Origin of the sequence: Streptomyces davaonensis JCM 4913 (genome assembly GCF_000349325.1) — a bacterium.
GTDB lineage: Bacteria > Actinomycetota > Actinomycetes > Streptomycetales > Streptomycetaceae > Streptomyces > Streptomyces davaonensis.
The window spans coordinates 8,025,021-8,049,791 of sequence record NC_020504.1 but is presented as its reverse complement, the minus strand read 5'-3'; the positions used below and the strand labels follow the sequence as shown (position 1 = coordinate 8,049,791).

19 protein-coding genes and 1 pseudogene are annotated in these 24,771 nt (G+C 73.1%); 10 read left to right on the top strand and 10 right to left on the bottom strand.

The window, feature by feature from the left end; translation table 11 throughout:
- Nucleotides 1-143 precede the first annotated feature (143 nt).
- The 4 genes and pseudogenes from BN159_RS35640 to BN159_RS35625 form a co-directional block, all read right to left on the bottom strand.
- Nucleotides 144-4,739: a hypothetical protein gene (locus tag BN159_RS35640; protein ID WP_015661894.1), complete on the bottom strand. Its 4,596-nt coding sequence runs from the start codon at nucleotides 4,737-4,739 to the stop codon at nucleotides 144-146.
- A gap of 37 nt (nucleotides 4,740-4,776) precedes the next feature.
- Nucleotides 4,777-5,658, bottom strand: coding sequence for a hypothetical protein (locus BN159_RS35635; protein WP_015661893.1), 882 nt, complete (start codon nucleotides 5,656-5,658; stop codon nucleotides 4,777-4,779).
- Between the two features lie 49 nt (nucleotides 5,659-5,707).
- Nucleotides 5,708-7,233: pseudogene (locus BN159_RS35630) on the bottom strand (hypothetical protein).
- Nucleotides 7,234-7,356: 123 nt separating this feature from the next.
- Nucleotides 7,357-8,064, bottom strand: a complete 708-nt coding sequence (locus BN159_RS35625; RefSeq protein WP_015661891.1) for a GntR family transcriptional regulator — start codon at nucleotides 8,062-8,064, stop codon at nucleotides 7,357-7,359.
- Nucleotides 8,065-8,236: 172 nt separating this feature from the next.
- Between BN159_RS35625 and BN159_RS35620 the strand changes: the two genes are divergently transcribed.
- Genes BN159_RS35620 through BN159_RS35600 form a run of 5 tightly spaced genes read left to right on the top strand, consistent with a single transcriptional unit; the run spans nucleotide 8,237 to nucleotide 12,659 of the window.
- A complete protein-coding gene (locus BN159_RS35620; RefSeq protein ID WP_015661890.1) occupies nucleotides 8,237-9,562 on the top strand; it encodes an MFS transporter in 1,326 nt (441 codons plus the stop codon).
- Complete coding sequence (locus tag BN159_RS35615) at nucleotides 9,559-10,389, top strand: putative hydro-lyase (RefSeq protein ID WP_015661889.1); 831 nt, start codon at nucleotides 9,559-9,561, stop codon at nucleotides 10,387-10,389. The genes BN159_RS35620 and BN159_RS35615 overlap by 4 nt, the downstream gene beginning before the upstream one ends.
- 10 nt (nucleotides 10,390-10,399) lie before the next feature.
- Complete coding sequence (locus BN159_RS35610) at nucleotides 10,400-11,158, top strand: LamB/YcsF family protein (protein ID WP_015661888.1); 759 nt, start codon at nucleotides 10,400-10,402, stop codon at nucleotides 11,156-11,158.
- Nucleotides 11,155-11,793: a 5-oxoprolinase subunit B family protein gene (locus BN159_RS35605; RefSeq protein ID WP_015661887.1), complete on the top strand. Its 639-nt coding sequence runs from the start codon at nucleotides 11,155-11,157 to the stop codon at nucleotides 11,791-11,793. The genes BN159_RS35610 and BN159_RS35605 overlap by 4 nt, the downstream gene beginning before the upstream one ends.
- A complete protein-coding gene (locus BN159_RS35600; RefSeq protein ID WP_015661886.1) occupies nucleotides 11,790-12,659 on the top strand; it encodes a 5-oxoprolinase subunit C family protein in 870 nt (289 codons plus the stop codon). The genes BN159_RS35605 and BN159_RS35600 overlap by 4 nt, the downstream gene beginning before the upstream one ends.
- A 9-nt stretch (nucleotides 12,660-12,668) precedes the next feature.
- On the opposite strand, the gene BN159_RS35595 is transcribed toward BN159_RS35600, so the two are convergent.
- The 5 genes from BN159_RS35595 to BN159_RS35575 all read right to left on the bottom strand — a co-directional run bounded on the left by BN159_RS35595 (nucleotide 12,669) and on the right by BN159_RS35575 (nucleotide 18,055).
- Nucleotides 12,669-13,520, bottom strand: coding sequence for an SGNH/GDSL hydrolase family protein (locus BN159_RS35595; protein ID WP_015661885.1), 852 nt, complete (start codon nucleotides 13,518-13,520; stop codon nucleotides 12,669-12,671).
- On the bottom strand, nucleotides 13,517-14,677 hold the full coding sequence (locus BN159_RS35590) for a glycosyltransferase (protein WP_015661884.1): 1,161 nt from the start codon (nucleotides 14,675-14,677) through the stop codon (nucleotides 13,517-13,519). Before BN159_RS35590 ends, BN159_RS35595 begins: the two co-directional genes overlap by 4 nt.
- Nucleotides 14,674-15,804: a glycosyltransferase family 4 protein gene (locus BN159_RS35585; protein ID WP_015661883.1), complete on the bottom strand. Its 1,131-nt coding sequence runs from the start codon at nucleotides 15,802-15,804 to the stop codon at nucleotides 14,674-14,676. The genes BN159_RS35590 and BN159_RS35585 overlap by 4 nt, the downstream gene beginning before the upstream one ends.
- A 139-nt stretch (nucleotides 15,805-15,943) precedes the next feature.
- Nucleotides 15,944-17,362, bottom strand: coding sequence for a HEAT repeat domain-containing protein (locus BN159_RS35580; protein WP_015661882.1), 1,419 nt, complete (start codon nucleotides 17,360-17,362; stop codon nucleotides 15,944-15,946).
- A 300-nt stretch (nucleotides 17,363-17,662) separates the two neighbouring features.
- Entirely contained in the window at nucleotides 17,663-18,055 is a 393-nt protein-coding gene (locus BN159_RS35575) for an ankyrin repeat domain-containing protein (protein ID WP_015661881.1), read from the bottom strand.
- A gap of 260 nt (nucleotides 18,056-18,315) precedes the next feature.
- Here BN159_RS35575 and BN159_RS35570 point away from each other — a divergent pair, with 260 nt between their 5' ends.
- Both BN159_RS35570 and BN159_RS35565 read left to right on the top strand, forming a co-directional pair.
- Complete coding sequence (locus BN159_RS35570) at nucleotides 18,316-18,510, top strand: hypothetical protein (protein ID WP_015661880.1); 195 nt, start codon at nucleotides 18,316-18,318, stop codon at nucleotides 18,508-18,510.
- 40 nt (nucleotides 18,511-18,550) lie between these two features.
- Entirely contained in the window at nucleotides 18,551-20,167 is a 1,617-nt protein-coding gene (locus BN159_RS35565; protein WP_015661879.1) for a P-loop NTPase family protein, read from the top strand.
- 3 nt (nucleotides 20,168-20,170) lie between these two features.
- On the opposite strand, the gene BN159_RS35560 is transcribed toward BN159_RS35565, so the two are convergent.
- Nucleotides 20,171-21,670 (bottom strand): SCO1417 family PLP biosynthesis transcription factor, encoded by a 1,500-nt coding sequence (locus BN159_RS35560; RefSeq protein ID WP_015661878.1) that lies wholly within the window; start codon nucleotides 21,668-21,670, stop codon nucleotides 20,171-20,173.
- 64 nt (nucleotides 21,671-21,734) lie between these two features.
- Between BN159_RS35560 and yczE the strand changes: the two genes are divergently transcribed.
- Genes yczE through BN159_RS35545 form a run of 3 tightly spaced genes read left to right on the top strand, consistent with a single transcriptional unit; the run spans nucleotide 21,735 to nucleotide 24,587 of the window.
- Nucleotides 21,735-22,424 carry a membrane protein YczE gene (gene yczE / locus BN159_RS35555; RefSeq protein WP_015661877.1) on the top strand — a complete coding sequence of 230 codons (690 nt, stop codon included), beginning with the start codon at nucleotides 21,735-21,737 and terminating at the stop codon, nucleotides 22,422-22,424.
- The gene (locus BN159_RS35550) at nucleotides 22,421-23,188 is read left to right on the top strand and encodes a glycerophosphodiester phosphodiesterase (RefSeq protein ID WP_015661876.1); all 768 of its coding nucleotides are present in this window, start codon (nucleotides 22,421-22,423) and stop codon (nucleotides 23,186-23,188) included. Before yczE ends, BN159_RS35550 begins: the two co-directional genes overlap by 4 nt.
- A 58-nt stretch (nucleotides 23,189-23,246) precedes the next feature.
- Nucleotides 23,247-24,587, top strand: a complete 1,341-nt coding sequence (locus BN159_RS35545; protein ID WP_015661875.1) for an MFS transporter — start codon at nucleotides 23,247-23,249, stop codon at nucleotides 24,585-24,587.
- Nucleotides 24,588-24,771 lie beyond the last annotated feature (184 nt).

The following is a 24,771-nucleotide window of genomic DNA, read 5'->3' as shown; positions in this document are numbered from 1 at the left end:
CCGACAGCTGCCGTGCGGCGTGCTCCAGCAACTGTCCCCCGCCGCGACAAGGCACCAGATCAGGCCAGCCCCGCTCATTCGGCCCTCAACATCACCGGTCGCCCTGTTTCAGGCAGTCAGCGTCGGCTCAAGGAGGACACTGTTCAGCCCTGCGGCCTCTTGTACATCCGTGTCGCCGTGATCTCGCTGTGGACCGCCTCCTCCGCCTGGGCCTGTTGCGGAAGGCCCGGGCGGAGGTGTTCCTCCACTCTGATGTACTTCAGGCCCGCCCTCAGGTCGGCGTCGTTGCGCAGCCGGATGACCAGCGGGAACTCGGCGAGCGCGGTGGTGTCGAACAGGCCGGTGGTGTACAGGAGCTGCACGCCGAGGGCGTCCGAGACCGCTCGCTGGAGTTCCAGCAGATAGGTCGCGTTGGCGCGGCCGATGGGGTTGTCGAGGAACAGCGTGCCCGCGTGCCGGTGCTTGTCGCGGCCCCGGTCGTTCGACCTCAGGGCGGCCATAGTGCAGTACAACGCGATGGCCGCGGTGAGGAGCTGCCCGCCGGAGAACACATCGCCCATCTGCCCGACGGGCACACGCTCCGCGCGCAGTACCGCGTCCGGCTTGAGGATCTCGACGGCTACGCCCTTGGGCTGGAGGGCGGCGCCAACTCCGCGCAGCAGCAGGGACATGCCGTCCCGCCGCAGGTCGGAGTTCTTCTTCACCGCCGCGCGGGTGGCCTCGTCGATCACCTCGCCGAGCCGCTCGGTGAGCGTGGCCTGGTCCGGTTCCTCGAAGCGGATGCGCAGGAACTCCTGTCCCGACCACTCGCCGAGGCCCTCGGGCAGCCGGGACAGCCGCTGGGCCGAGCGGAGCGTGGCGAGCGCCGACTCCACCAGGCCGCGCAGCCGGTCCACGATGGAGTCGCGGTTGCGCTCCAACTGCTCCAACTCATCGGTGAGAACCCGAAGTCGGGGCGCGAAGGCGTCGGCCCATTTCTGTGCGTGCTCGGGCAGCGCGGAGGCGGGCAACTCGCGGATCTGCTGCCGCGCGGGGGTGCGTACCTGCTCGTACCGTGTGGCGTTGGCGTGCCGTACCAGCACATCGCTCGCCTCGCGCACGGCGGACTCGGCGGCGGAGAGGTCGGCGGCGCAGCCGCGCAGCGAGCGGCGGGCCTCGGCGGCGGACTGCCGGGCCTCCTCCGGGCTGCCGGGGTACGGCTCGGGCTCCTCCTGCTCCTCGTCCGTGGCGTGCTCGCGCAGCAGGTCGCGGAGCATCGCGGCGATCTCGTCGAAGCCGCCGGCCGCGTCCTCGGCGGCGCGGTGGGCGTCCAGCAGCTCGGAGTGCGCCTCCCGGGCCTGGCCCAACGCCTCGGTGCGCGAGGCCAGTTCGGCGGTGGCCGTGCGCAGCAGCGCCTGGGCGTGCTCGGCGTCGCGCGGCTGGAGCTCCTCGGACAGCTCGGTGTGCGCCTCGCCGTCCTCGGGCGCGTGCCGCTCGGCCTCGCCGCGCAGTCGGCCGAGCTGTTCGCTCGCGGTCGACATCCGCGTCTCCAGGAGCTGCACCAGCTCCTCCGCGCGGGCGACGGCCGCCTGCCGGGACGGCCCGTCGGAGCCGTCGGGCGACTGGAGCAACTGCTCCGCGCGGGTACGGACCTTGTTGCTGAGCCGGTCCAGTTCCGCGCGCGCCGCGCTCTCGTCGCTCTCCGCCCGCGCCTGCTCGGCCCGCAGATCGGCGCCGACGCCGACCTTCTCGTACACCTGCGAGGCAGCCCGGTACGCCTCGCGCAGGGCGGGCAGCGACGCCTTCGGGGCGTCCGCGTCGGCCTCCGGTACGTCGTCGGGGGCGCCCGCGATCTCGGAGCGCTCGGCACGCAGGGCCCGCGCGGTGCGGCGGGCGTCGTCGGCGGCGCGCTGGGCGGCGCGCCGGTCCTCGTCGGCGGCGCGGGCCCGCTCCAGGCAGGTCTGGGCGCGGGCCTCCGACTCGGTGGCCTCGTCGGCGAGTTCGCGCAGCTTCGCCTGCCAGCCGGCCCGCTCGCGCAGCCGGAAGGCGAGCCCGGCGAGGGCGTCGGCGGCGCGCCGGGCCTTCTGCGCGGCCTCCTGCCGCTCATCGCGGACCTGGCCTGCCTCGGTGGCGGCCTCGTCGGCCTCCGCGCGTACGGTCCGCGCCTCGGCCAGCTCGGCCTCGGCCTCCTCGGCGAACGCGCGCGCCTCCCGGGCGGCCTCGGCCAGTTCGACCAGCCGTCCGGCCGGGCAGCCGGTACGCCAGGAGGCGAGGCGCGCGGCCAGCTCCCGGTCCTTGCCGAGCCGGGCGGCGAGCGTGCGGATCTCGCCGTCCCGCTCGGTCGCCCGCGCCCTCAGCGCCTGCCGCTCCTCGTCGGCGGCGTGCTCGTCGTGCATGGCCGGGTTCGGCGGTACGAGGAAGACGTCGCCGCTCGATGCGTCGGCGCCCGGCGTGGGTGCGAGGAGGGCGGCGGCGGTGCCGACGGCCACGGCCGAGCGGGGCAGCAGGGCCGCGTCGTTGAGCGTCTCGCGGGCACGCGCGTGCGTGTCGGGGTCGGTGATGATCACGCCGTCGACCAGTTCGGGCCGGGCGGCCAGCACGCGCGCGTGGTCGACCGGGTCGACGGCCTGGGCGAGGTAGCGCCAGCCGGGCAGCGCGGGGATGCCGTGCTCGCCGAGGAACTCCACGGTGGCCAGCACATCCGGTCCCGGCGGCAGCAGTCCGCCGTCGCCGAGGGCGCCGAGGATCCGGGAGTCGTCGGCCGCGGCGGTCCGCAGCTCGAAGAGCTGCCGCTCGGCGGAGGAGACGGCGTCGTCGAGGAGTTCACGCAACTCGTCGGCGAAGCGGTCGAGTTCCTCGGGGCTCAGTGCCCTCCCGTCTTCCCCGCGCGGGTGCGGAACCGTGGTCCGGGCCTCCCCCGTCAGGCTGAGCAGCTCGGCCAGCCGCTCCTCGGCCGCCAGTGCCTCGGCGAGCCGCCGTTCGGCCTCGTAGGACCGCTCCGCCGCCGTCGCCGCGTCGGACGCGCGGGCCGCGGTCAGCTCCGCGCGGGACTCCGTACCGGCCGCCTCGCGCGCGTGCTCCGACGCCCGCCGGGAGGCCTCCCGCGCGGTGTCCCAGGCGGCTACGGCGCTCTTCTCGGCGTCGCTCGCGGCCAGCGCGGCGCGGGCAGGGTCGGCGTCGGGGGCGCTGTCGTCCAGCCAGCCGGCCCGCACGGCCTCGGCGGTCTCCTGCTCGACCTCGCTGAGCCGCTGTTTGAGGTGCCCGATCTCGCTGCGGGCGCGCTGGGCCTCGGTGGCGGCGGAGGTGGAGTCCCGGTGGGCGGCCTCGCCGGCTTCCTGGAGCGCGGCGGACCGCTCCTCGCCCTCGTTGGCGAGGGTCTCGGCGCTTTCCGCGGCCGAGTGCAGCGCGCGTACGAGATCGACGGCGGCCTTCGCGCGGGCGGCGAGGGCGGGGGCCGCGTCGCGCTCGGCCTCCTGGATGGCGGCGGCCACACGAGCGACCCGGTCGGCGGCGGCGCGGTGGCGCAGCACCGCCTCGGCGGCCTGCCACGCGGAGTGCAGGGTGCGGGCCTCGGCCAGTTCGCGCTTCTGCGCGGCGGCCGACTTCTCGGCGGCGGCGAGGGCCAGCGAGGCGTGCCGGTAGGCGAGTTCGGCGGCGATCGACGCGCTGCGCCCCCGCCCTGACTCGGCGTGGGTGACGGCGTAGGCGGCGGCGGTCACCCGCTGGGCGAGGTCCGCGGCCCGCACCCGCTCCTGGACGCCGCGCGCGGACAGCCTCCGGGCCAGGGTCCGGGTACGGCGCTCGGCCCCGGCGTGGATGTCACGCGCGCGTGAGCGCGCCTCGGCGGCCTCCACGATCCGCCCGAGCAGATCGACGGACCCGGCGGTGAAGTCCCGTTCGGCCATCAGCTCGGCGCGCCGGCCGAGCTTGTTGCCGAAGCCGCTGACCAGGTCGGCGAGCCCGTCGGTGTCCCGGGTGTCGGTGACCGCGCGGAGCAGCAGGTCGGTGAAGTCGGAGTCCTTCTTCACCGCGAACAGGCCCGCGGCCTCGCCCTCGTCGGCGTTCATCTCTCGCTGGTAGCGGAAGAGTTCGGGGTCGAGGCCGAGGTCGCCGAGGTGCTCGATCCACCGGTCGTGGATCTCCTCCCAGTGCACCTCCAGATGCGGATACGCCTTCCCCGCCTCGGTGAGCGCGTCCCGGAAGCCCTTCATGGTGCGCCGCCGCCCCTGCGCGCCGGACGCGCCCTCGACGGGCGGCCGTACGGCGGTGGACTCGGCGACGGGCAGGTTGTCCAGCGAGAGTCCGGGCCCTGGCCGGAAGGAGTACCAGGCCTCGGCGAACTTCCGCGGGTCGTTGGAGACCTGCCGCCCGCGCCACTCGCTCACCTTGCCGACCACCACGCACTCACCGGTCAGCGTGTGCTGCCACTCCAGGGCGACATGGCCGCAGTCGTCGGCCAGCAGGAACTTGCGCAGCACGCCGGAGCTGGCACCGCCCAGGGTGTTGCGGTGGCCCGGCAGCATCACCGAGAAGATCAGCTTGAGCAGCACCGACTTGCCGCCGCCGTTCTCCAGGAAGAGCACGCCCGCGGGCGCGGGCCGGCGCGGCGGGCCGACGGGCTCCTCCTCGAAGAACTCCGCCTGGGTGGGGGCGGGGTCGGGCACGGGCTCGCCCACGCCCCGCAGGTCAAGCACGGTGTCGGCGTAGCGCGCACCGGCGGGACCGATGGAGTAGAGGCGGACCCGGGACAGCTCGTACATGGCGGACTCTCGTAAGTCTTCGGCAGGTGGGGGGTGTTCAGGCGGAGTGGAACGGCAGTCCGGCGTCGGCCACCAGGTCCAGGTCGTCGGTCTCCTCGGGCGGCAGCAGCGTCGCCGAGCCGTCGGTGACCGGGACGACGCCCAGCTCCAGCAGCTCGGCCAGCGCGGCGCTGCCCGCCATGTCCCGCACCTGGAGCTGGTAGCGGGCCGTCGTGCGGTACGTACCGCCGTTGTCGTCGCCGGTCCGCTGGAGGAACCCGGAGTCGGTGAGGAACGCGACGGCCTTGCCGACGATGCCGGTGGTCGACCCGGCGAGCCGGCGGGCGTCCTTGGTGGCGCCGGTGGCGGTGCGTCTGGCCCAGATCCGCCAGGCGGCCTCCAGACCGGGTGCGTCGGTGGCCGGATCGGTGTTCTCGCCCTGGATCTCGGCCCGCTCCTCCAGCCGTCGGCAGGCCTGGCGTACGAACGCGTCGACGCCGTTGACGGAGACGCGCCCGATGTAGCCGTCATCGGCGAGGTCCTCGGGCCGCGGGAACGCCATGGCGGCGACCGCGAGATGGGCGAGGCCGTGCAGGAACCGGTCGCCGCCGTCGGCGGAGGTTCGGCGGGAGTAGTCGCCCATGCGCACGGCGAACACCGAGTCCTCCGCGGCGGTCACCGCCATCCCCGCGCGCGGGGAGACCTCCAGCACGACCAGGCCGAGCCCGGCGGCCACGGCGTCCGCGAGCCGTGCGAACGGCGGGTCCTCGCGGTAGCGCCGCAGCAGCTCGGTGTACTCCTGGTCCCGCGCGGGCTGGAGCTTCGGCTGGAGGCCGAAGGCCACCAGACGCGCGGCGTCTGCGGCGTCGGCGGGCGTGACGGCGGCGCCGGCGGCGGGGGCAGCGGCTTCCGGCTCGCTCCACTCGACGTGCTCTGTCACGGTTGTGCTCCTTGCTGTGCTGTCTGTCGACCCTGTGTCGTCTCTCGGCTCATGCTGCTTCCGTCCTGTCCGCGGCCATCCCTGCCGCGTCCAGCAGGGCCGTGCCGACGATCAGGTCCGCGCCGCCGAACTCCGGGTCGTCCAGTTCCGTCCCGTCGTCCACGGCGAACAGCAACTTCTCCTCGCCCTGCCGATAGGCGGTCCCGACCGCCGGGCTGGCCGCGTGCACCGCCAACAGGGCGACCAGATAGGGCAGATCGGGATCCGACCGACGCGCCTGCGCCAGCAGCCCCGACAGCCGACGCGGCGCGTCCGCCGGCAGGTCCAGCAGCTCCATGGCCGCAGCCAGTTGCTCCTCGCTGAACCGGCTGTCGTCCGGCGTGGCGATGAGGTCCGGCTCCGGCATCTCCGCACCCAGATGCTCGCGCTCCACCGGCGGCGTCAGCAGTATGTCCACCAGGTCCGCGACCCGTACCGACACCGGTGTCCGCAGCCCGGTCCCGCGCGCGAAGAACGCGTCCGTGACCCGCACCGCCTGCTCCACGGGCAACGGCAGCACGGGCGCGACGAGATGGCCGTAGAGATCGATCCCCGAAGTCGTCATGGGGGTCGCGAAGGCCTGGCGGTCCTGTTCCGCGCGGAACAGCGGCCCTGCCTCCAGCAGACGGGACTGAAGCTGCGTGTGCCGCCGGATGCAGTCCTTGACGATGTCGACGAGTTCGGCGGCGCGCCGCTTGTGCTCGGGGTCCTCGGACTCGTCCCGGGCCTTGCGGATGTTGGTGAGGATCGCGTTCTCATGGCGGTACCGGTCGGCGACGTGGTCCAGCGCCTCGGCGATCATGTCGGGCACCGTCTGGAGCCAGTCCACCGCGCGGACGTTGCGCCGGGTCGCGTCCAGGGCCCTGCGCAGGGTCTCGGAGTACTGCACGGTCCGGTAGCGGGCCTGTTCGGCGGCGAGCTGGGCGTCGGCGAGGCGTCCTCGGCTGATCAGCACCTCCAGCTTGACCTCGGCGGCGATCTGCGCGCTGGTGACATCGGTGTCCAGCGCGCCGACGAGGACGTTGACCGCTTCGTCCGTGGTGCGGAGGTACACCGTGCCGCCGGGGCCCGGCACCTCCTCGATCAGCTTGAAGTCGTAGTCTCGTCGGACATACGTGCCATCGGGGGCGAAAGTGCCGTAAACAGCGCGGAATCCCCGGTCGACGCTGCCGACGTTGATCAGGTTCTCCAGCACCCAGCGCGCCACGCGCTCGTGCTCGGCGACGGGCCGCCGCGGGGCCTGGGCGGCGATGCGCGGGATGAGCCGGGCCACTATCTGGTCGTGGTCGGCGCCCGTGTCGAAGTCCATGTTCAGGGTGACCAGATCGATGGCGGCGAGCGCCACCTCCGCCATGCCGTACACCGAGTACTCGCCGGCCAGGTTCGCCTTGCGCGCGTCCAGGTCGTGCAGCGGGCGGTGCAGGCGAGCGCGCGCAGCCGCCGCGCCAGTCCCTCGTCGGCGGCCGGGCCCGGCGCGGGCCGCGGCCCCGCGCTGAGCTGGGGCGGAACGCTGTCCGTCGATGCAGGCGAAGTCACGGTGCACAGACTAGGTCCTAGGTCTGACAACGACCCAAACGACGCAGATGCCCCGACCGTCACTCCGGCGCCACAGCCCTGGCACGGCACCCGGCACGTGACCGACGTCGCACGAAACCGCTCTCAGCCGAGCGCGACCCCGTCCTCCCCCACCCGACGCCGGTAGACCTCCACGACCCGCCGCAGCGAATCCTCGAGATACACCACGAGAAGCCGCTCCGCCTTGTCCCGGTCCCCGCTCTGAAGCGCCTGGAGTATCTCCAGGTTCCGGACCAGGTACGGCTCATGCAGCCGCCGCGGATCGTCCACGAGATGGAACGCGAGCCGCAGTTCGGCGAAGACACTGCGCATCAGCTCGTCGGTGCGGTCGCTGCCCGCCAGGGCCACCAGCTCCCGGTGGAAGTGGATATTGGCCGTACCCACTCCGTTCCAGTCACCTTCGCGCGCCGCCCGCTGCCCCTCCCCGACGGCCTCCTCAAGATCACCCAGCCCGTACGGCGGCTCCCCGAGCCCGCGCACGACCGCGCACTCCACGAGCATCCGGGTGCGGTAGATGTCCTCGACGTCCTCGACCGTCAGAACCCGGACGAAGACGCCCCGGTTCAGCTCGTGGACGAGCAGGCGTTCATGCGTGAGCAGCCGGAACGCCTCGCGCAGCGTGTTGCGGGAGACCCCGAGGGCGCCGCCGATGCTGTCCTCCGACAGCCGTGTGCCGGGCGGGAAGTACCCCTCGGCGATCCGGGTCCTGAGGATGTCCGAGACCCGCTCGGCGGTGCTGGTGCGCCCGAGGAGGGCACGGTCGTCGGCCAGACCCGTCAGCTGCTCTGCCATGCCCGGAATTCAATCGCAGATACAAGAACGAAACAACATGGGTATTGAGGGATCGTTCAACGATCCTCTACTTTGCTACGCACGGCGCCGCCTCCCTCACCGCGGCGCCGCTCAATTCCGCACGGCACGGCTCAGTCCCCAGCACCCTTCGTCCTCCCTCTGCGAGGTGCACATGAGCACGACCCCGACCAACACGAGCCCCACCTCGACCGCCTCCGACACCAGGTCGGCCGCCGAACACGCCCCCGACGACGGCGCCCTGGGCTGGCTGCGCGCCCTGGGACCGCGCGGCCGCCGCGCCTTCGCCGGTGCATTCGGCGGCTATGCCCTGGACTCCTACGACTACTTCACGCTGCCGCTGAGCATGGTGGCGCTGGCCGCGTACTTCGGCCTGGACAGCGGCCAGACCGGCCTGTTCACCACGGTCACGCTGGTCGTCTCCGCGGTCGGCGGCGCGCTCGCGGGCGTGGTGGCGGACCGGATCGGCCGGGTCAAGGCGCTGATGATCACCGTCGTCACCTACGCGGTGTTCACGGTCGCCTGCGGTTTCGCGCCCAACTACGAGACGCTGCTGGTCTTCCGCGCGCTCCAGGGCCTGGGCTTCGGCGGCGAGTGGGCGGTCGGCGCCATCCTGGTCGCCGAGTACGCGAGCGCCAAGCATCGCGGCCGCACCCTCGGCGCGATCCAGAGCTCCTGGGCGGTCGGCTGGGCGCTCGCCGCGATCATGTACACGCTGGTGTTCTCACTGCTCGACGACGACCTCGCGTGGCGCGTGATGTTCTGGACCGGCGCGCTGCCCGCGCTGCTCGTGGTCTGGATGCGCCGCCGGGTGCACGACGCGCCCCAGGCGGTGGCGGTACGGGAACGGAGCGCCGGGAAGGGCTCGTTCGCCGCGATCTTCCAGAGGGGCACCGCCGGATCGCCCGGCCTGCTGCGCACCACCGTCTTCGCCGTGCTGCTCTCCACCGGAGTCCAAGGCGGCTACTACACGCTGGCCACATGGGTGCCGACCTATCTGAAGACGGACCGCGGCCTGTCGGTCGTCGGCACGGGCGGCTATCTGACCTTCCTGATCTCGGGCGCCTTCCTCGGCTATCTGACCGGCGGCTATCTCACCGACCGGCTCGGCAGGCGGCGCAACATCTGGCTGTTCGCACTGCTGTCGGCGGTCTGCATCCTGGCGTACGCGAACATCCCGAGCGGCGCCAACACCCTGCTGCTGGTGCTGGGCTTCCCGCTCGGCTTCTGCATGTCGGCGATCTTCAGCGGCTTCGGGTCCTATCTGAGCGAGCTGTACCCGACGGCGGTGCGCGGCACCGGACAGGGCTTCACGTACAACACCGGCCGCGCGGTGGGCGCTGTCTTCCCGACCACGGTCGGCTTCCTGGCCGACAGCTGGGGCGTGGGCGGCGCACTGGTCTTCGGCGCGATCGGCTACGCCCTGGCGGCGCTGGCGCTGCTGGGGCTGCCGGAGACGCGCGGGAAGGAGCTCGCGTGAACCGCACGGACGACCGCCCACTGGTCCTCGTCGACGCGCACGCGCACGCGTGGCGGCCGGCGGACGCCCGGACCCGCTTCCGCGCGGGGCTCACGGGCCCCACGGCCGGGGTCGCGGCGGGCCACACCCAGGTCAACCTGATCTCGGTGCCCGCGGACTGGGCGTACGACATGCTCCTGTTCTGCCAGCGCAACCCCAAGCCGTGTCCGGTGCTCGACGTCACGGACGCCGGGTCGCACACGACCGTCCTGGCCGACGGCGCGGATCTGCGCACCGATCTGCCCCGCTACCGGGTCTGGCGGGACGGCGAGCTGGTGGCCGAGCCGACGGACGTGCGGGCCCACTGGCGGGACGATCTGGTGTCGTTCCTGATCGGGTGCAGCTTCACCTTCGAGTGGGCGCTGACCGAGGCGGGCGTCCCGATCCGCCACATCGAGCAGGGGCGGAACGTCCCGATGTATGTGACGGACCGTCAATGCAGGTCGGCGGGGCGGCTGCACGGACCCATGGTGGTGTCGATGCGGCCGGTGCCGCCGGAGCATCTGGCGGCGGCGATCCGGGAGAGCAGTCTGCTCCCGGCGGTGCACGGCGGCCCCGTGCACTGCGGTGACCCCTCGGTGCTCGGCATCGGCGACCTCGGCCGCCCCGACTTCGGGGACCCGGTGGAGATCGCGCCGGACGACATCCCGGTGTTCTGGGCCTGCGGAGTGACCCCGCAGGCCGTCGTGACGGCGTCCCGGCCGCCGTTCGCGATCACCCATGCGCCGGGCCAGATGTTCCTCACCGACGCCCGGGACGCGCAGTACCGCGTGCTGAGCGCCGCCTGACAGGAGACCCATGACCGCGATCGATCTGAACGCCGACCTCGGCGAGGGCTTCGGCCGCTGGCGCCTCACCGACGACGAACGGCTGCTGTCTGTCGTCACCAGCGCCAACGTGGCCTGCGGCTTCCACGCCGGGGACGCGGCCACCATGCGGCGGGTGTGCGAGCTGGCGGCCACGCGCGGGGTGCGGATCGGTGCGCAGGTCTCCTACCGGGACCTGGCGGGGTTCGGGCGGCGCGCGATGGACGTGCCGCCCGCGGAACTCATGGCCGAAGTGGCGTACCAGATCGGTGCGCTGGAGGTCTTCGCCCGCGCGGCGGGCACGCGCGTGTCGTACGTCAAGCCGCACGGCGCGCTCTACAACCGGGTCGTGCACGACGAGGAGCAGGCGGGCGCGGTCGTCGACGGAGTGCTGCTCGCCGACGCCACGCTGCCCGTGCTCGGGCTGCCCGGCTCCCGCCTGCTGGAGCTGGCCGCCAAGGCGGGGCTGCCGACGGTCACGGAGGCGTTCGCGGACCGCGCCTACACCGAGCACGGCACACTCGTGCCGCGCGACCGGGAGGGCGCCGTCGTCACCGACCCGGACGCCGTCGTGGCGCGCTCCGTGCGCATGGCGCGCTTCGGCGAGGTCGACGCCGACTCCGGGGCGCGCATCCAGGTACGGGCCCGCTCCCTGTGCCTGCACGGCGACACGCCCGGCGCGGTGGACCTCGCCCGCCGGATCCGAGAACGGCTCCAGCGGTCGGGGGTCCGGGTGGAGGCCTTCGCATGAGGGCGCTGCGTGTCGGCGGCGACGCCCTCCTGGTCGAGGTGTCCTCGGGCGAGCAGGCCCAGGCGCTGCATGCGGAGTTGCTGCGCCGCCGCGCGGAGGGCTCGCTGTCCGTCCGCGAGATCGTCCCGGCCGCCCGTACGGTCCTCCTCGACGGCGTCACCGAACCGGCCCGGCTGGCATCCGAACTCACCGCCTCCGAGGTGCCGGCCGCGCCCCCACGCGCGCGTGAGGTCGTCGAACTCCCGGTCCGTTACGACGGCCCGGACCTGGCGGACGTCGCCGCGCACTGGGGGGTCGGGGCCGACGAGGTGGCTCGTATCCACGCGGACACGGAGTTCACGGTCGCCTTCTGCGGCTTCGCTCCCGGCTTCGGCTACCTGACGGGTCTGCCGCCGCACTACGACGTACCGCGCAGAGACACCCCACGCACCTCCGTCCCGGCCGGTGCGGTGGCGCTCGCCGGTCCGTACACGGGCGTCTACCCCCGCTCCTCGCCGGGCGGCTGGCAGCTGATCGGCACCACGGACGCCGTCCTGTGGGACCACGCACGCGTATCGGCCGCGCTGCTGACGCCGGGCACGCGCGTGCGCTTCGTCCCGGTGACCGCAGAGCCTTCGGCAGCGAGGCCCGTATGACCGACCGCGCCCTGGCCGTCGTACGCGCGGGGGCCCTCACCACCGTCCAGGACACCGGCCGCCCCGGCCACGCCCACCTCGGCGTCCCTCGCTCCGGCGCGCTCGACGGGCCCGCGGCGGCCCTGGCGAACCGGCTGGTGGGCAACGCGCCCGAGGCGGCCGTGCTGGAGACCACGCTCAGCGGCGTCGCCGTACGCCCGCGTTCGACGGTCACCGCGGCCGTCACAGGAGCCCCCTGCGCGGTCACCGTGGAGGGCCGCCCCGTCGCCTGGGGCGGGCCGGTACGCGTGCCCGCCGGAGCACTGCTGGACATCGGCCCGGCCCGCTCCGGTGTCCGCAGCTACGTGGCCTTCTCCGGCGGCATCGCCGTCGACCCGGTCCTCGGCAGCCGCTCCACGGACCTCCTGTCCGGCCTGGGCCCCGCGCCCCTGACGGACGGCACAGTGCTGCCCCTGGGCGCGCCGATCGGCCTCCACGCGCGCGTGGACACGGCCCCCCAGCCGTCCCCGCCCACGGAACTCGTCCTCCACGTGACCCTCGGCCCCCGGGACGACTGGTTCACCCCCGAGGCCGTCAGGACGTTCACCTCGCGCACGTATCAGGTCTCCCCCGCGAGCAACCGCATCGGCCTGCGCACTCAGGGCCCCGCCCTGGAGCGGGCCGTCCCCGGCGAACTCCCCAGCGAAGGCATGGTGCTGGGCGCGATCCAGGTCCCCCCGGACGGCCGACCGGTCGTCTTCCTGGCGGACCACCCGACCACGGGGGGCTACCCGGTGATCGCGGTGGTCCGGGCCAGGGATCTGCCGGCGGCGGCCCAGGCCGTGCCCGGGACACCGGTCCGCTTCATAGCCGTAAGACCGCGATGACGTACCCCATCACGCCGCATCCGGCTGCTGCTCCGCCACCGACAGCGCCGCCAGCGCCGCCGAAACCGCATGCGCCGTCCGCAGATCGAGCCGCGCGCTCGTCCCCCGCGCGCGGTGCCGCATCTCGGAGGCCGCCAGCGTCAGCAGTTGCGGCAGCAGATCGGTGCACCGCCGCACCACCCACCCCGTCCCCGCGGTGGCCAGCCACCACAGGCTCGCCGACTTGGTGGGCGCCGGGAACTCGGGCTCCGGCGACGGCGCGAGGCCCGTGGCAAGACCGCCCTCGGCCAGCAGCGCGTGGAACCGCACCGCCAATTGCCGGTGCCCCCGCTCCCCCGGATGCAGCCGGTCCGCGCTCCACATCGCGCGGTCGGTGATCCAGGCGTCCTCGGCCGCGTGCAGATGCACCGCGTCGTACCGCTCGGACAGCGCGTGCACGACCGTGTTGACGGCCCGCTGCCGCCGGGCCAGCGGACGCGCCAGCGATCCCGGAAGGCCGAGCATCGAGCCCGGGTCCGGCAGACAGGCCGTCAGCACAACGGCGCCCCGCTCGGTGAGCGCCGCGTACACCTGGTCCAGCCGGGCCGCCACGGCCTGGATGTCGAAGGTGCAGCGCAGGGTGTCGTTCACGCCGACGACGACGGACACCACGTCGGGGCGCAGCTCCAGCGCGTCGGGCAGTTGCCGTTCCAGGACGTCCCGGGTCTGCGCCCCGCTGACGGCGAGGTTGGTGAAGTCCACGGGCTGTTCGGCGAGCCCGTCGGCGAGCAGCGCGGCCCAGCCGCGCCACCCGTCCCCGACGGGATCCCCCACGCCCTCGGTCAGCGAGTCCCCGAGGGCGACGAAGCGCAGGGGTCTCATACGACGCCCTCCGGCACCCGATCCCGCCCGGGGACGGGCGCGTCGTGCGCGGTGAGGAAGGCCATGACCGCCGTGTCCCAGCCGAAGCACTCGGCACGCGCGCGTGCCGCCTCCCGCCGCTCCTCCTCGGGCAGCGCGAGGAGTTGCTCCACGGCGTCGGCGAAGCCCTCACCGTGGTCCGCGGCGACGGCCCCGGCTGAGCCGATCACCTCCGGCAGCGCGGACGACGTGCTCACCGCCACCGGCGTCCCGCAGGCCATCGCCTCCAGGGCGGCGAGCCCGAAGGTCTCCGCGGGCCCCGGTGCCAGGCACACGTCCGCGGACGCCTGGAGCGCCCCGAGCATGGCCCGGTCGGAGACATGCCCGAGGAAGGTCACCGGCAGCCCGCGCTCCTTCGCCCGCTGCTCCAGACGCGGCCGCAGCGGTCCGTCCCCGGCGATCACCAGCACCGCCCGCCGCCCGCGGGCGAGCAGCGCCTCCAGCGCGTCCAGCGCGGTCCCGGGCCGCTTCTCCACGGACAGCCGGGTACAGGTGACGAGGAGCGCCTCCTCCACGCGCGCGTGCCGGTCCCGCAGCCCCGCGTCGCGCATCGCGGGGTGCCGCTGCGCCAGATCGACGCCGAGCGGGGCCCGTACGACGTTCCGGGCGCCGATCCGCACGAACTCCCGCTCGGCGAACTCGGTGGTGCACACCACGCGCGAGTATGTGTGGGCGGTACGGACGTTGAGGGCGTCGGCGGCACGGCGGGCGGCGCCCTCGGAAAGGCCCCAGGTGCGCAGGACGCCGTCGGCGGTCTCGTGGGAGACCATCACGGCGGGCACACGCGCGCGTCGTGCCCATTTGCCGGTCCACCTGAGGGTCGTACGGTCGGACACCTCCAGGCGGTCCGGGGCCAGCTCCTCCAGGAGGCGGGCCACGCGCCGCTTGTCGGTCAGGACCCGGTAGCCGCCGGTTCCGGGCAGCAGCGGTCCGGGCAGGGTGATGACGCGGCCCTGCTCGGTCTCCTGGTCGGTGTGGCGCTCGCCGGGCACGATGAGCACGGGTTCGTGCCCGGCCGCCTTGAAGCCCTTGCCGAGTTCGCGCAGCGCCGTGCGCAGCCCGCCGGAAGCGGGGGCGACGAAGTTCGCGAGCCGGACGATGCGCAGTGGCTCGCTCACGCCGCCACCTTCGCCCTGCGGCCGGCCAGCACATCCGCGTAGTGGCCGATGAGCTGATCACCGACGGCCGCCCAGGTGCGCCCCTCGACCATCTCCCGCGCGGCGGAGCCGTACGCGGCACGCAGCGCGGGGTCCGCCTGAAGGGCCGCCACCGCCTCGCGTACGGCGTTGGCGTCGCCTGCCGGGAACAGCAGGCCGGTGTGCCCGTGGGCGACCAGGTCCAGCGGTCCGCCGACGGCGGGCGCGACGACGGGCACGCCGCTGGCCATGGCCTCCTGCACGGTCTGGCAGAAGGTCTCGAAGGGCCCGGTGTGCGCGAAGACGTCCAGCGAGGCGAAGATCCGGGCGAGGTCGTCGCCGGTGCGGCGGCCCAGGAAGACGGCGCCGGGCAGCGCCTGCTCCAGGTTCGGGCGGCTCGGTCCGTCGCCCACGACGACGAGCTTGACGCCGTCCAGCCGGCAGGCCCCGGCGAGCAGCTCGATGTGCTTCTCGGGGGCGAGCCGGCCGACGTAGCCGACGATCAGCTCGCCGTTGGGGGCGAGTTCCCGGCGCAGGGCGTCGTCGCGCAGGTCGGGGCGGAAGCGGACGGTGTCCACGCCGCGCGGCCACAGCTTGACCCGGGGAACGCCGTGCGCCTCCAGATCGTTCAGGGAGGCAGTGGACGGGGCGAGAGTGAGGTCGGCGGCGGAGTGGACGGAGCGGATGCGCCGCCAGGCCGCTGCCTCGCCCGCGCCCATGTAGGTGCGGGCGTATCCGGCCAGGTCGGTCTGGTAGACGGCGACGGCGGGGATGCCGAGCCGGGCCGCGGCGGCCATGCCGCGGACGCCGATGACGAAGGGGCTGGCCAGGTGGACCATGTCGGCGTTGTGCTCGATGAGCGTCGAGGCCAGGCGCCGACTGGGGAGAGCGACGCGCACCTGGGGGTAGCCGGGGAGCGGTAGGGAGGGGACATGGACGACGGGGCACGGCGCGGCGAGCGCACCGAGCTTGCTCCCGGGGGCGGGGGCCGGGGCGACGACGACGGGGGCGTGACCGCGATCGACGAGGTGTCGGGCGGTCTGGAGCGCGCAGTGGGCCACGCCGTTCACGTCGGGGGGAAAGGATTCGGTCACGATGACGACACGCATACCGGTGTTGTCGCCGTGCTGGACGTGGCCGCGTCAACGTGGATCTTTCCGAACAGGGAACGTCCCATGAGCGTTCCGCTGCACACCCGAGCAGGTCAGGCAGTGTCCATGCCCGCCTGACCCGCGGGTCACCCCTCGTTCACCCAGTGGGCGCGTCAGGGCCGATACGGCTGCGAACGGCGGTCTGGACCTCGTCCTCCTCGGCCGGGTCGGCGGCGAGCCGACGCAGTCGCTCCACGACGCGGTTGTCACCCGTCTCGGCGTGCCGTGCGGCGATCTCGCGGGTGGTCTCCTCGCAGTCCCAGAGGCATTCGACGGCGAATCCGGCGGGGAAGGAGGGATCGGTGGCGGCCAGCGCGCGGGCGGTCCGGCCGCGTAGGTGGGAGGAGGCGGTCTCGCGGTAGATATGTCGCAGGACGGGGGCTGCGCAGGCGATGCCGAGCCGTCCGGTGCCGTCCACGAGCGTCCACAGGGTGGGGGCGTCGGGGCCTTCGCCCCGGACGGCCTCGCGCAGAGCCGCGAGGACGAGATCGCTGTCCTGGGCCTCGCCGCGGCAGGCGAGCATGCGCCCGGCGGCGGCGCCCAGTGGATCGGGCCGGTGGACCCAGCCGCGGGCCCGGTCGACACCGGTGGCACTGCACATCCGTTCGAATGCGTCGACGGCGGCCTCCACGACGGGCCGCGGCCCCGCGGTCACGGCGGCCTCGATCAGGTCGAGGGCGTCCGGGTCATTGCTGTCGGCGAGGTAGCGCAGGGCCGTGCAGCGGGCGCCCTCGGTGCCGTCCTTGGCGGCCTGGACGATCTCCGGCCGGTCCTCGGGGCCCGCGACGGCGGTGAGGCAGCGGGCGGCGGGCACATGGAGCGCGGCGCCGCGGTCGACGCCTTGCTGGGCCCACTCGAAGACGGCCCGCACGCTCCACCCCGGGCGGGGTCCGGAGGGCCGCATCTGCCGCTGCCAGCGGTCGAAACAGCCGGCCTCCTGAGCGGCACGCACGCGCGTGGCGATCGATTCGCGCGGATCCTCGGCCCACAGCCGCCAGGGCCGTGGCTCAAAAGCGTCGCGTACGGCGGCGGCCAGCTCGGCCTCGCCCTCGGCGTCGGTGTCGAAGCGGGCCAGCACCGGCGCGGCCAGGGCCCGCAGCGCGGCGTCGTCGTCGCGCAGCGCCAGTTCATCGAGGGCCCAGGCCCAGTTGGTGCCGGTGGCGGCGTACCGGCGGAGCAGGGCGAGCGCGTCGCGCCTGCCGTAGGAGGCGAGGTGACCGAGGACGGCCAGGGCAAGGCCGGTACGGGACTCCTCGGTGTCGAAGACGTCCTCGACGGCGAAGAGATGGGCCTCGATCTCGTCCAGCTCGCCGTTCAGGTCGAGATAGAGCCGGGCGTAGTAAAGGGAGCGGTTCTCCACCTGCCAGTCGTGGCGGGGGTCGCTCAGCACGCAGTGGTTCAGGGCCGCGAGCGCTTCGGCGCGCGGGGCGGTGAGCGCGTGCAGCGTACCGTCGCCACGGCCCCTCTGGAGGAGGCCGAGCAGCGTACCGCTGGGCGCTATGACCGGATCGAACATGGGAAACAGCCTCACATCAAGCGTCGACGCAACCGGGGACGTGCTCTACCTGGCCGCGTGACAACACGTCGGGGCGCCCGCCGTTTCCTGCTTGCTGTAAGCCATTTTCCTCTGCCTCTCGTAGGTGGCCCATGCGGACCGCATCACGGTCCGCGCGGTGCGGCAACACCTGCCCAGCCATCGCGTCCGTGAATCACGACGTCATGATGACTCGGCAGTTCCATCTGCCGCGACCGAAATTTCGGCGGCCCTTTACCGCCTCCCCCGTTTTCTGTGTTGTGGCTGGTCAGCGCGGTCGGATCAGTGCGCGCCGAACAGTTCGAGCAATTCCGTCTTGGCGAACATCCGAGCGGTGTCGACGGCCGACGGGGTCCCCGCCGAGGGGTCGGCACCGGCCTCGAGAAGCACCCTGATCACTTCCGTCTCACCCTTGAACACGGCCCCCGCGAGCGGGGTCTGGCCCCGGTCGTTGATCCGGTCCGCCTCGGCGCCACGCTCCAGCAGTGCGCGCACCGCCTCGGCGTGGCCGTGGTAGGCGGCGAGCATCACCAGGGAGTCGCCCCGGTCATTGGTGAGGTTGGCCGGAACGCCCGCGTCGAGGTACGCCACGAGCGCCTCGGTCCGACCCTGCCGGGCCAGATCGAAGATCTTGGTCGCCAGCTCCACGACCTCGGGGTCGGGAACTTCACTCATCGCCGGACCGCCTCTCCATACAACCGTTCAGGTGAATCGCCAGGGTACTGGCTCGCGGGGCACATGACCCGATGTGCCCGAGGTAAAGATCACGGCGGACCCGGTCGGGCGCAAGAGCGCAGCTCATCCGGCCCAGGACGCCTCCGCCGAGTGGGGGAAATTCGCCGAAATTCACCCAGTTGCACCTTTTATCGTATGGATACATCCTGTGAGCCTGGAAGTACTCATGGTGACTGTCCCCACGAACCAGGAGAACTCAAATGATCCTGTCCATCTCAGGCGTGGTCCTGCTCGGCATCATCGTCTTCCTCTTTTTCAAGAAGGACGGACTCAAGGCCTCGCACGCCCTGGTCGCGGCCCTGTTCGGCTTCTACCTGGCCAGTACGGCGATCGCTCCGAGCATCAAGGCCGGCGGCGAGAGCCTGGCGAGCCTGCTCGGCGGCATCAAGTTCTGAGCCCGACCGTCCCGTCCGTACGCACCGTCAGGAGACCGCAGTGGCCCGGCGTCCCCTTCCTCGCATCCTGAGCACAGGCAGCGCGCAGATCGCCCGGAGTCGGGAGCTGGCCCGGACGGCGGCCGACAGTGCCACCGACGTCCTGCATCCGCTGATCACGATCAGCCGCGGACTGCGCCGGCTGGCCTCGGCCGGGCGGCGCAAGTGGGCGGACACCCCCAAGGACAAGCGCGGGCCGCTGCTGTTCCTGGTGGCCTCGGTGGTCCTGGTGGTGGCGCTCGTCCCGTACGGCCCGCTGCTCGCCGTCATCACCCTGATGGCGGCAGCAGCCTGGCAGGGCCGGGACCGCACCGAGCCAGCCCCCGAGGGCCCGGACGAATCCCAGACGGAACGCCTGAAGTCGCTGTACGAAGCCCTCGTGCCGTACTTCTCGACCGCGGAGGACCCGGCTCCCCTCTACTCCCACGGCGGTGAATGGGAGAGCGCCTTCCCGGCGTACGAGTTCGACGCCTCGGGGCGTGTCACGAGCCTCACGATCCGCTACCCGGCCTACTTCACCGACGGCGAGCCCGAGGCCCGCGCGCGGATCGAGCATCTGCTCACCGCGAAGTCGGGACGCGGCCGGGAGTACCGCTTCGCCTGGGACGAGGAGGGCAACCAGCTCTCCGTCTCGGTCCTGCCCCCGCTGCCCACCGACATCGCCGCCCAGCGTTTCGTCACGGCACCGGGCGAGACCGTCCTCGGCTTCACCGACCCGGGCGAGGTCCAGCGCACGCTCCCCCTCACCCACGGCGAGGAGCAGCGCGACATGCCGCCGGTCGTCTGGCGCACCGGCATCCGCTCCACCGAGCCGCATCTGCTGGTCATGGGCCAGCCCGGCAGCGGCACCTCCACCCTGCTCCGCTCGGTCGCCCTCCAGGCGCTCCAGTACGGCGATGTCGTCATCGTCGAGGGCGGCGGCACCGGCGAGTACGCCTGCCTGACCGGCCGCGACGGTGTCCTCGCCGTGGAGTGCGCGCTGGCCGGGGCGCTGGCCAGCCTGGAGTGGGCGGCGCACGAGACGGAGCGCCGGCTCATCGCCGTCAACCGCGCCCGGCAGGCCGGTCACCCGCCGCCGGACGACACCAAGCGCCCGCTGTGGATCCTGCTGGACCGCCCGACGGCCTTCGCCCACCTCGCCGCCACCGAGGGCCACAAGGACCCGCAGTCCCTGCTCCAGGTGCCCCTGCGCCACGGCCGCGCGGCGAACGTCACGGTCGTCGTGGCCGACCAGTTCGACGCCGCGGACGCCCTGAGCGAGTCCGTGCGCCCGCACACACGCGCGCGTGCCGTCCTCGGCCCCGCGACCGCGGAGCAGCTCACGGCGGTCCTCGGCGCGCCCCCGCACACCACCCCGATCAGCCAGCTGCCCCCCGGCCGCGGCTACGCCCGCCTGGGCACCGGCCCTGTCCTGCGCCTCCAGGTCCCGGCCACCCCGGACCCCTACGACGACGCCACGACGGGCGCCCAGCGCCAGGCCGTCCTGGACCTGCTCCCGCCGCGCACGACCCCGGCGGACGCGGAGCCGGTACCGGCGGAGGCGGTGCCGACGGAAGCCGTACCGGCCGAGGCACTCGCGGTGGAGGCCGTCGCGGCGGAAACGTCCCCCCTGCCCTAGCGGCTACGCAACAAACGTGCGCGGCGTCTCCCCACCCCCGGCGCCCCCGCTCTCCACCAGCCGGGCAGCCGCCGCCAGCCGCACCGCCGCCTCCTCGGCGACCGCGCCGCCCACGGTGAACGGCAGCCGCACATACCCCTCGAAGGCCCCGTCCACTCCGAAGCGGGGCCCTGAGGGCACCCGGACACCGACCCGCTCCCCCGCCTCGGCGAGCCGCGAGCCGGACAGGCCGCCGGTGCGGACCCACAGGGTCAGTCCGCCCTTGGGGACCTCGAACTCCCACCCGGGCAGCTCCCGCCGCACCGCGCTGACCAGCGCCTCCCGGTTCTCCTGGGCCTGGACCCGGCGCAGTTCCACCGCCTGCTCCCAACCTCCGGTGCTGAACAGCCAGTTCACGGCGAGCTGCTCCAGCACCGGGGTCCCCAGGTCGGCGTAGGCCCGCGCGGCGACGAGGCTGCGGATGACGTCCGGAGCCGCCCGGACCCAGCCGATGCGCATGCCCGCCCAGAAGGCCTTGCTCGCCGAGCCGACGGTGATCACCGTGGCCCCGGCCGGGTCGAAGGCGCACACCGGGCGCGGCATCGCGACATCCGGGTCCAGCCACAGCTCGGTCATCGTCTCGTCGGCGACCAGCACGGTCCCCGCCGAGCGTGCCGCGTCCACCATCGCCCGCCGCTGGTCGTCGTCGGCGAGGGCGCCGGTCGGGTTGTGGAAGTCGGCGACGACATAGGCGATCCGGGGCGCCGCGTCGCGTAGCACCTGCCGCCAGCGGTCCATGTCCCAGCCGGTGAGCCCCTCGGCCATGGCGACCGGCACCAGACGGGCGCCCGCCTCCCGCATCAGCTGAAGGATGTTGGCGTAGGACGGCGACTCCACGGCGATCCGCTCGCCCCGCCCCCCGAACAGATGGCAGATGGCGTCGATGGCGCCCATCGCGCCGGTGGTCACCATGATCTGCTCGGGCATGGTCGGGATGCCGCGCGCGGTGTACCGCTCGGCGATCATCGCGCGCAGCGCGGGCAGCCCGGCCGGATAGTCGCCGTGCGTGTGGGCGTACGGCGGCAGTTCCTCCAGGGCGCCCTGCACCGCGCGGGTGAGCCAGGGCTCGGGCGCGGGGAGCGCCGCGCAGCCGAGGTCGATCATCGAGCCGAGAGCCTCGGGGGGCAGCGGTTCGAGCCCCCGCGCGGGGAGCGGATTTCCGGCCGGTACGGCGGTCCAGCTCCCGGCGCCGCGCCGGGACTCCAGGAAGCCCTCGGCGCGCAGCGCCTCATACGCGGCGGCGACGGTCGTACGGCTGACGGACAGGGAGAGGGCCAGTTCGCGTTCCGCGGGCAGCCGGGCGGCCACCGGCACGCGGCCTTCCAGGACCAGCAGCCGGATGCCGTCGGCGAGCGCGCGATAGGCGGGCGGGCGGCGCGTACCGGGGCCCGCGGGGCGGTCCTGCTGGGAGCTGAGCAGCCGGGCGAGCTGAGCCGGCCCCACTGCCGAGGTCCACTGCGCCATGGAAATCAGTCCACCTTCCCCGAATTGGCCATGGATGGCCGTTCTCCTCAAGCCACAGGGTGTCATGACGCAGGCCACTACCACCACAGGGGGGACCCTCTTGTCCACCACGAGCCGTCTCGGGCGACGGTTGATCCAGCTGTACGTCGGTCTCGCGCTGTACGGGGCGAGCTCGGCCCTGCTCGTCGAGGCGGGCCTCGGCCTCGAACCCTGGAACGTGCTGCACCAGGGCCTGGCCGAGCTGACCGGCCTGACCATCGGCGTGGTGTCGATCATCGTGGGCGCGGCGGTGCTGCTCCTGTGGATCCCGCTGCGCCAGCGGCCGGGCCTCGGCACTGTCTCCAATGTGTTCGTGGTCGGCATCGCCATGGACGGCACTTTGGCCGCCCTCCCCGAGGCGCACTCACTGGCCGTCCGGATACCCCTGCTCCTCGCCGGTGTCGTCCTCAACGGCGTGGCCACCGGCCTCTACATCGCGGCCCGCTTCGGGCCGGGCCCGCGCGACGGCCTGATGACGGGGCTGCACAAGCGCACCGGGCGCTCGATCCGGCTGATGCGCACCGGCATCGAACTCGCGGTGGTCGCCTCGGGCTTCCTGCTCGGCGGCACGGTCGGCGCCGGCACCGTGCTGTACGCGCTGGCCATCGGCCCGCTCGCCCAGCTCTTCCTGCGCGTCTTCGCCGTGTCCCCGGCACCCGGCGGCAGCGCGGTCGTTGCCACCGGTCAACCCCGGCGGGCCATACTGCGACGGTGAGCACGCCGATACGCCACCCCTATCTCGACCATCCGGGCCCGATCCCCTTCGCCCACCGCGGCGGAGACGCCGACGGCCTGGAGAACACCCTGTTCCAGTTCCGCCGCGCGGTGGACCTCGGCTACCGGTACCTGGAGACCGACGTCCACCTCACTCGCGACGGCAAGCTGGTCGCGTTCCACGACTCGACGCTGGACCGGGTGACCGACGGGGCGGGCCGGATCTGCGACCTGCTCTGGGCGGACGTACGGCACGCGCGCGTGGCCGGCCAGGAACCGGTGCCGCTGTTCGAGGAGCTGCTGGAGGCGTTCCCCGAGGCGCGCTGGAACGTCGACGTCAAGGCGGAGCCCGCACTGCTGCCCTTCCTTGACCTGATCGAGCGCACCGACGCCTGGGACCGGATCTGCCTCGGCTCCTTCTCCGAGGCACGGGTGGTCCGGGCCCAGCGGCTGGCCGGGCCGCGCCTGGCCACGTCGTACGGCACGCGCGGGGTGCTGAATCTGCGGCTGCGCTCCTGGGGCGTGCCCGCGATGGTGCGCCGGTCGGCCGTCGCCGCGCAGGTTCCCGAGACGCAGTCCGGCATCCCGGTCGTCGACCGTCGCTTCGTGCACGCCGCCCACGCGCGCGGGATCCAGGTCCATGTGTGGACGGTCAACGAGGAGGACCGTATGCACCGGCTCCTGGACCTGGGAGTCGATGGCATCATGACCGATCACATCGAGACATTGCGCAAGGTCATGGAGGACCGGGGCGTCTGGGTCTGAGCCCCGGCGGCCCGCGGCCCGGACGGAAAAGCGAGGGGCGCGGGTGGACACCGGCACCATGGGCACCAAGGCGGCCGAAGAGGTCGCGCAACGGCGGCGCGAGCAGCGCGGCTGGTACTTCTACGACTGGGCGTGCTCCGTCTATTCGACGAGCGTGCTCACCGTGTTCCTCGGCCCCTATCTGACCTCGGTCGCCGAGGAGGCCGCCGACGCGGACGGCTTCGTGCATCCGCTCGGCATCCCGGTGCGCGCCGGGTCCTTCTTCGCCTATTCGGTGTCGCTGTCGGTGATCGTGGCCGTCCTGGTGATGCCCCTGGTCGGCGCCGCAGCCGACCGCAGCGGCCGGAAGAAGCCGCTGCTGGCGGCGGCCGCGTACACCGGGGCCGCGGCGACGACGGCGATGTTCTTCCTGGACGGCGACCGCTATCTGCTCGGCGGCGCGCTGCTGATCGTCGCCAACGCGGCGCAGTCCGTGGCGATGATGCTCTACAACTCCTATCTGCCGCAGATCGCCCCGCCCGAGGAACGCGACGCGGTCTCCTCACGCGGGTGGGCCTTCGGCTACGCCTCGGGCGCCCTGGTCCTGGTCGTGAACCTGGCGCTGTATCTGGGCCACGACTCCTTCGGCGTCTCCGAGACCACGGCCGTCCGCATCTGCCTGGCCTCGGCCGGACTGTGGTGGGGCGCCTTCACCCTCGTACCGCTTCGACGGCTGCGCGACCGCCGGGCAGCCTCGGACGGAAGGACGACAGCGACCGCGTCCGGCTTCCGGCAGCTCGCGGCGACGATCCGCGACATGCGCCGACACCCGCTCACCCTCGCCTTCCTGCTGGCATACCTCGTCTACAACGACGGCATCCAGACAGTGATCACCCAGGCGTCGGTCTACGGCTCAGAGGAACTCGGCCTCGGCCAGTCCACGCTGATCGGCGCGGTGCTACTGGTCCAGGTGCTGGCGGTGGCGGGGGCGCTGCTGCTGGGCCGGCTGGCCCGGACGTACGGCGCGAAGCGCACCATCCTCGGCTCACTGGTGGCGTGGACGCTGACCCTGGCGGCCGGGTACTTCCTGCCGGCCGGGGCGCCGGTGTGGTTCTTCGTGCTGGCGGCCGGAATCGGACTGGTGCTGGGCGGCAGCCAGGCCCTGTCCCGCTCCCTGTTCTCCCATCTCGTACCGCCGGGCAAGGAGGCCGAGTACTTCTCCGCCTACGAGGTGAGCGACCGCGGGATGAGCTGGCTCGGCCCGCTGCTGTTCGGGCTCACCTACCAGCTGACCGGGAGCTATCGCGACGCGATCATCTCGCTGGTGGCCTTCTTCGCGCTCGGATTCGTGCTGCTCGCGCGGGTTCCGGTACGGCAGGCGATCAGCGACGCGGGCAACCCTGTTCCGGCTAGGATTTAGCGTTCGGCGCGAAAGGGCTGTAGTGTACGCGTTTGGCCTGCCAGGCGTACCGTTACTGCGCGTCAAAGATGCCGAAACGCTGGGTGACATCTGCTAGCAGATGTGACAAACCGGGCGCCGGTGGGTAGAACAAGGGGCGGCTACGACGGCGACGCATGACCCGGAACGGGAATCTTTACCGCCG

Excerpts from the sequence above, each read along its gene's own strand:
- BN159_RS35620 (WP_015661890.1), top strand. The coding sequence starts at position 8,237 with ATGAGCACGACCCCGACCAACACGAGCCCCACCTCGACCGCCTCCGAC.
- BN159_RS35600 (WP_015661886.1), top strand. The coding sequence starts at position 11,790 with ATGACCGACCGCGCCCTGGCCGTCGTACGCGCGGGGGCCCTCACCACC.
- BN159_RS35605 (WP_015661887.1), top strand. The coding sequence starts at position 11,155 with ATGAGGGCGCTGCGTGTCGGCGGCGACGCCCTCCTGGTCGAGGTGTCC.
- BN159_RS35610 (WP_015661888.1), top strand. The coding sequence starts at position 10,400 with ATGACCGCGATCGATCTGAACGCCGACCTCGGCGAGGGCTTCGGCCGC.
- BN159_RS35545 (WP_015661875.1), top strand. The coding sequence starts at position 23,247 with ATGGGCACCAAGGCGGCCGAAGAGGTCGCGCAACGGCGGCGCGAGCAG.
- BN159_RS35585 (WP_015661883.1), bottom strand. The coding sequence starts at position 15,804 with ATGCGTGTCGTCATCGTGACCGAATCCTTTCCCCCCGACGTGAACGGC.
- BN159_RS35560 (WP_015661878.1), bottom strand. The coding sequence starts at position 21,670 with ATGGCGCAGTGGACCTCGGCAGTGGGGCCGGCTCAGCTCGCCCGGCTG.
- BN159_RS35580 (WP_015661882.1), bottom strand. The coding sequence starts at position 17,362 with ATGTTCGATCCGGTCATAGCGCCCAGCGGTACGCTGCTCGGCCTCCTC.
- BN159_RS35575 (WP_015661881.1), bottom strand. The coding sequence starts at position 18,055 with ATGAGTGAAGTTCCCGACCCCGAGGTCGTGGAGCTGGCGACCAAGATC.
- BN159_RS35625 (WP_015661891.1), bottom strand. The coding sequence starts at position 8,064 with ATGGCAGAGCAGCTGACGGGTCTGGCCGACGACCGTGCCCTCCTCGGG.
- BN159_RS35595 (WP_015661885.1), bottom strand. The coding sequence starts at position 13,520 with ATGAGACCCCTGCGCTTCGTCGCCCTCGGGGACTCGCTGACCGAGGGC.
- BN159_RS35570 (WP_015661880.1), top strand. The coding sequence starts at position 18,316 with ATGATCCTGTCCATCTCAGGCGTGGTCCTGCTCGGCATCATCGTCTTC.
- BN159_RS35640 (WP_015661894.1), bottom strand. The coding sequence starts at position 4,739 with ATGTACGAGCTGTCCCGGGTCCGCCTCTACTCCATCGGTCCCGCCGGT.
- yczE (WP_015661877.1), top strand. The coding sequence starts at position 21,735 with ATGACGCAGGCCACTACCACCACAGGGGGGACCCTCTTGTCCACCACG.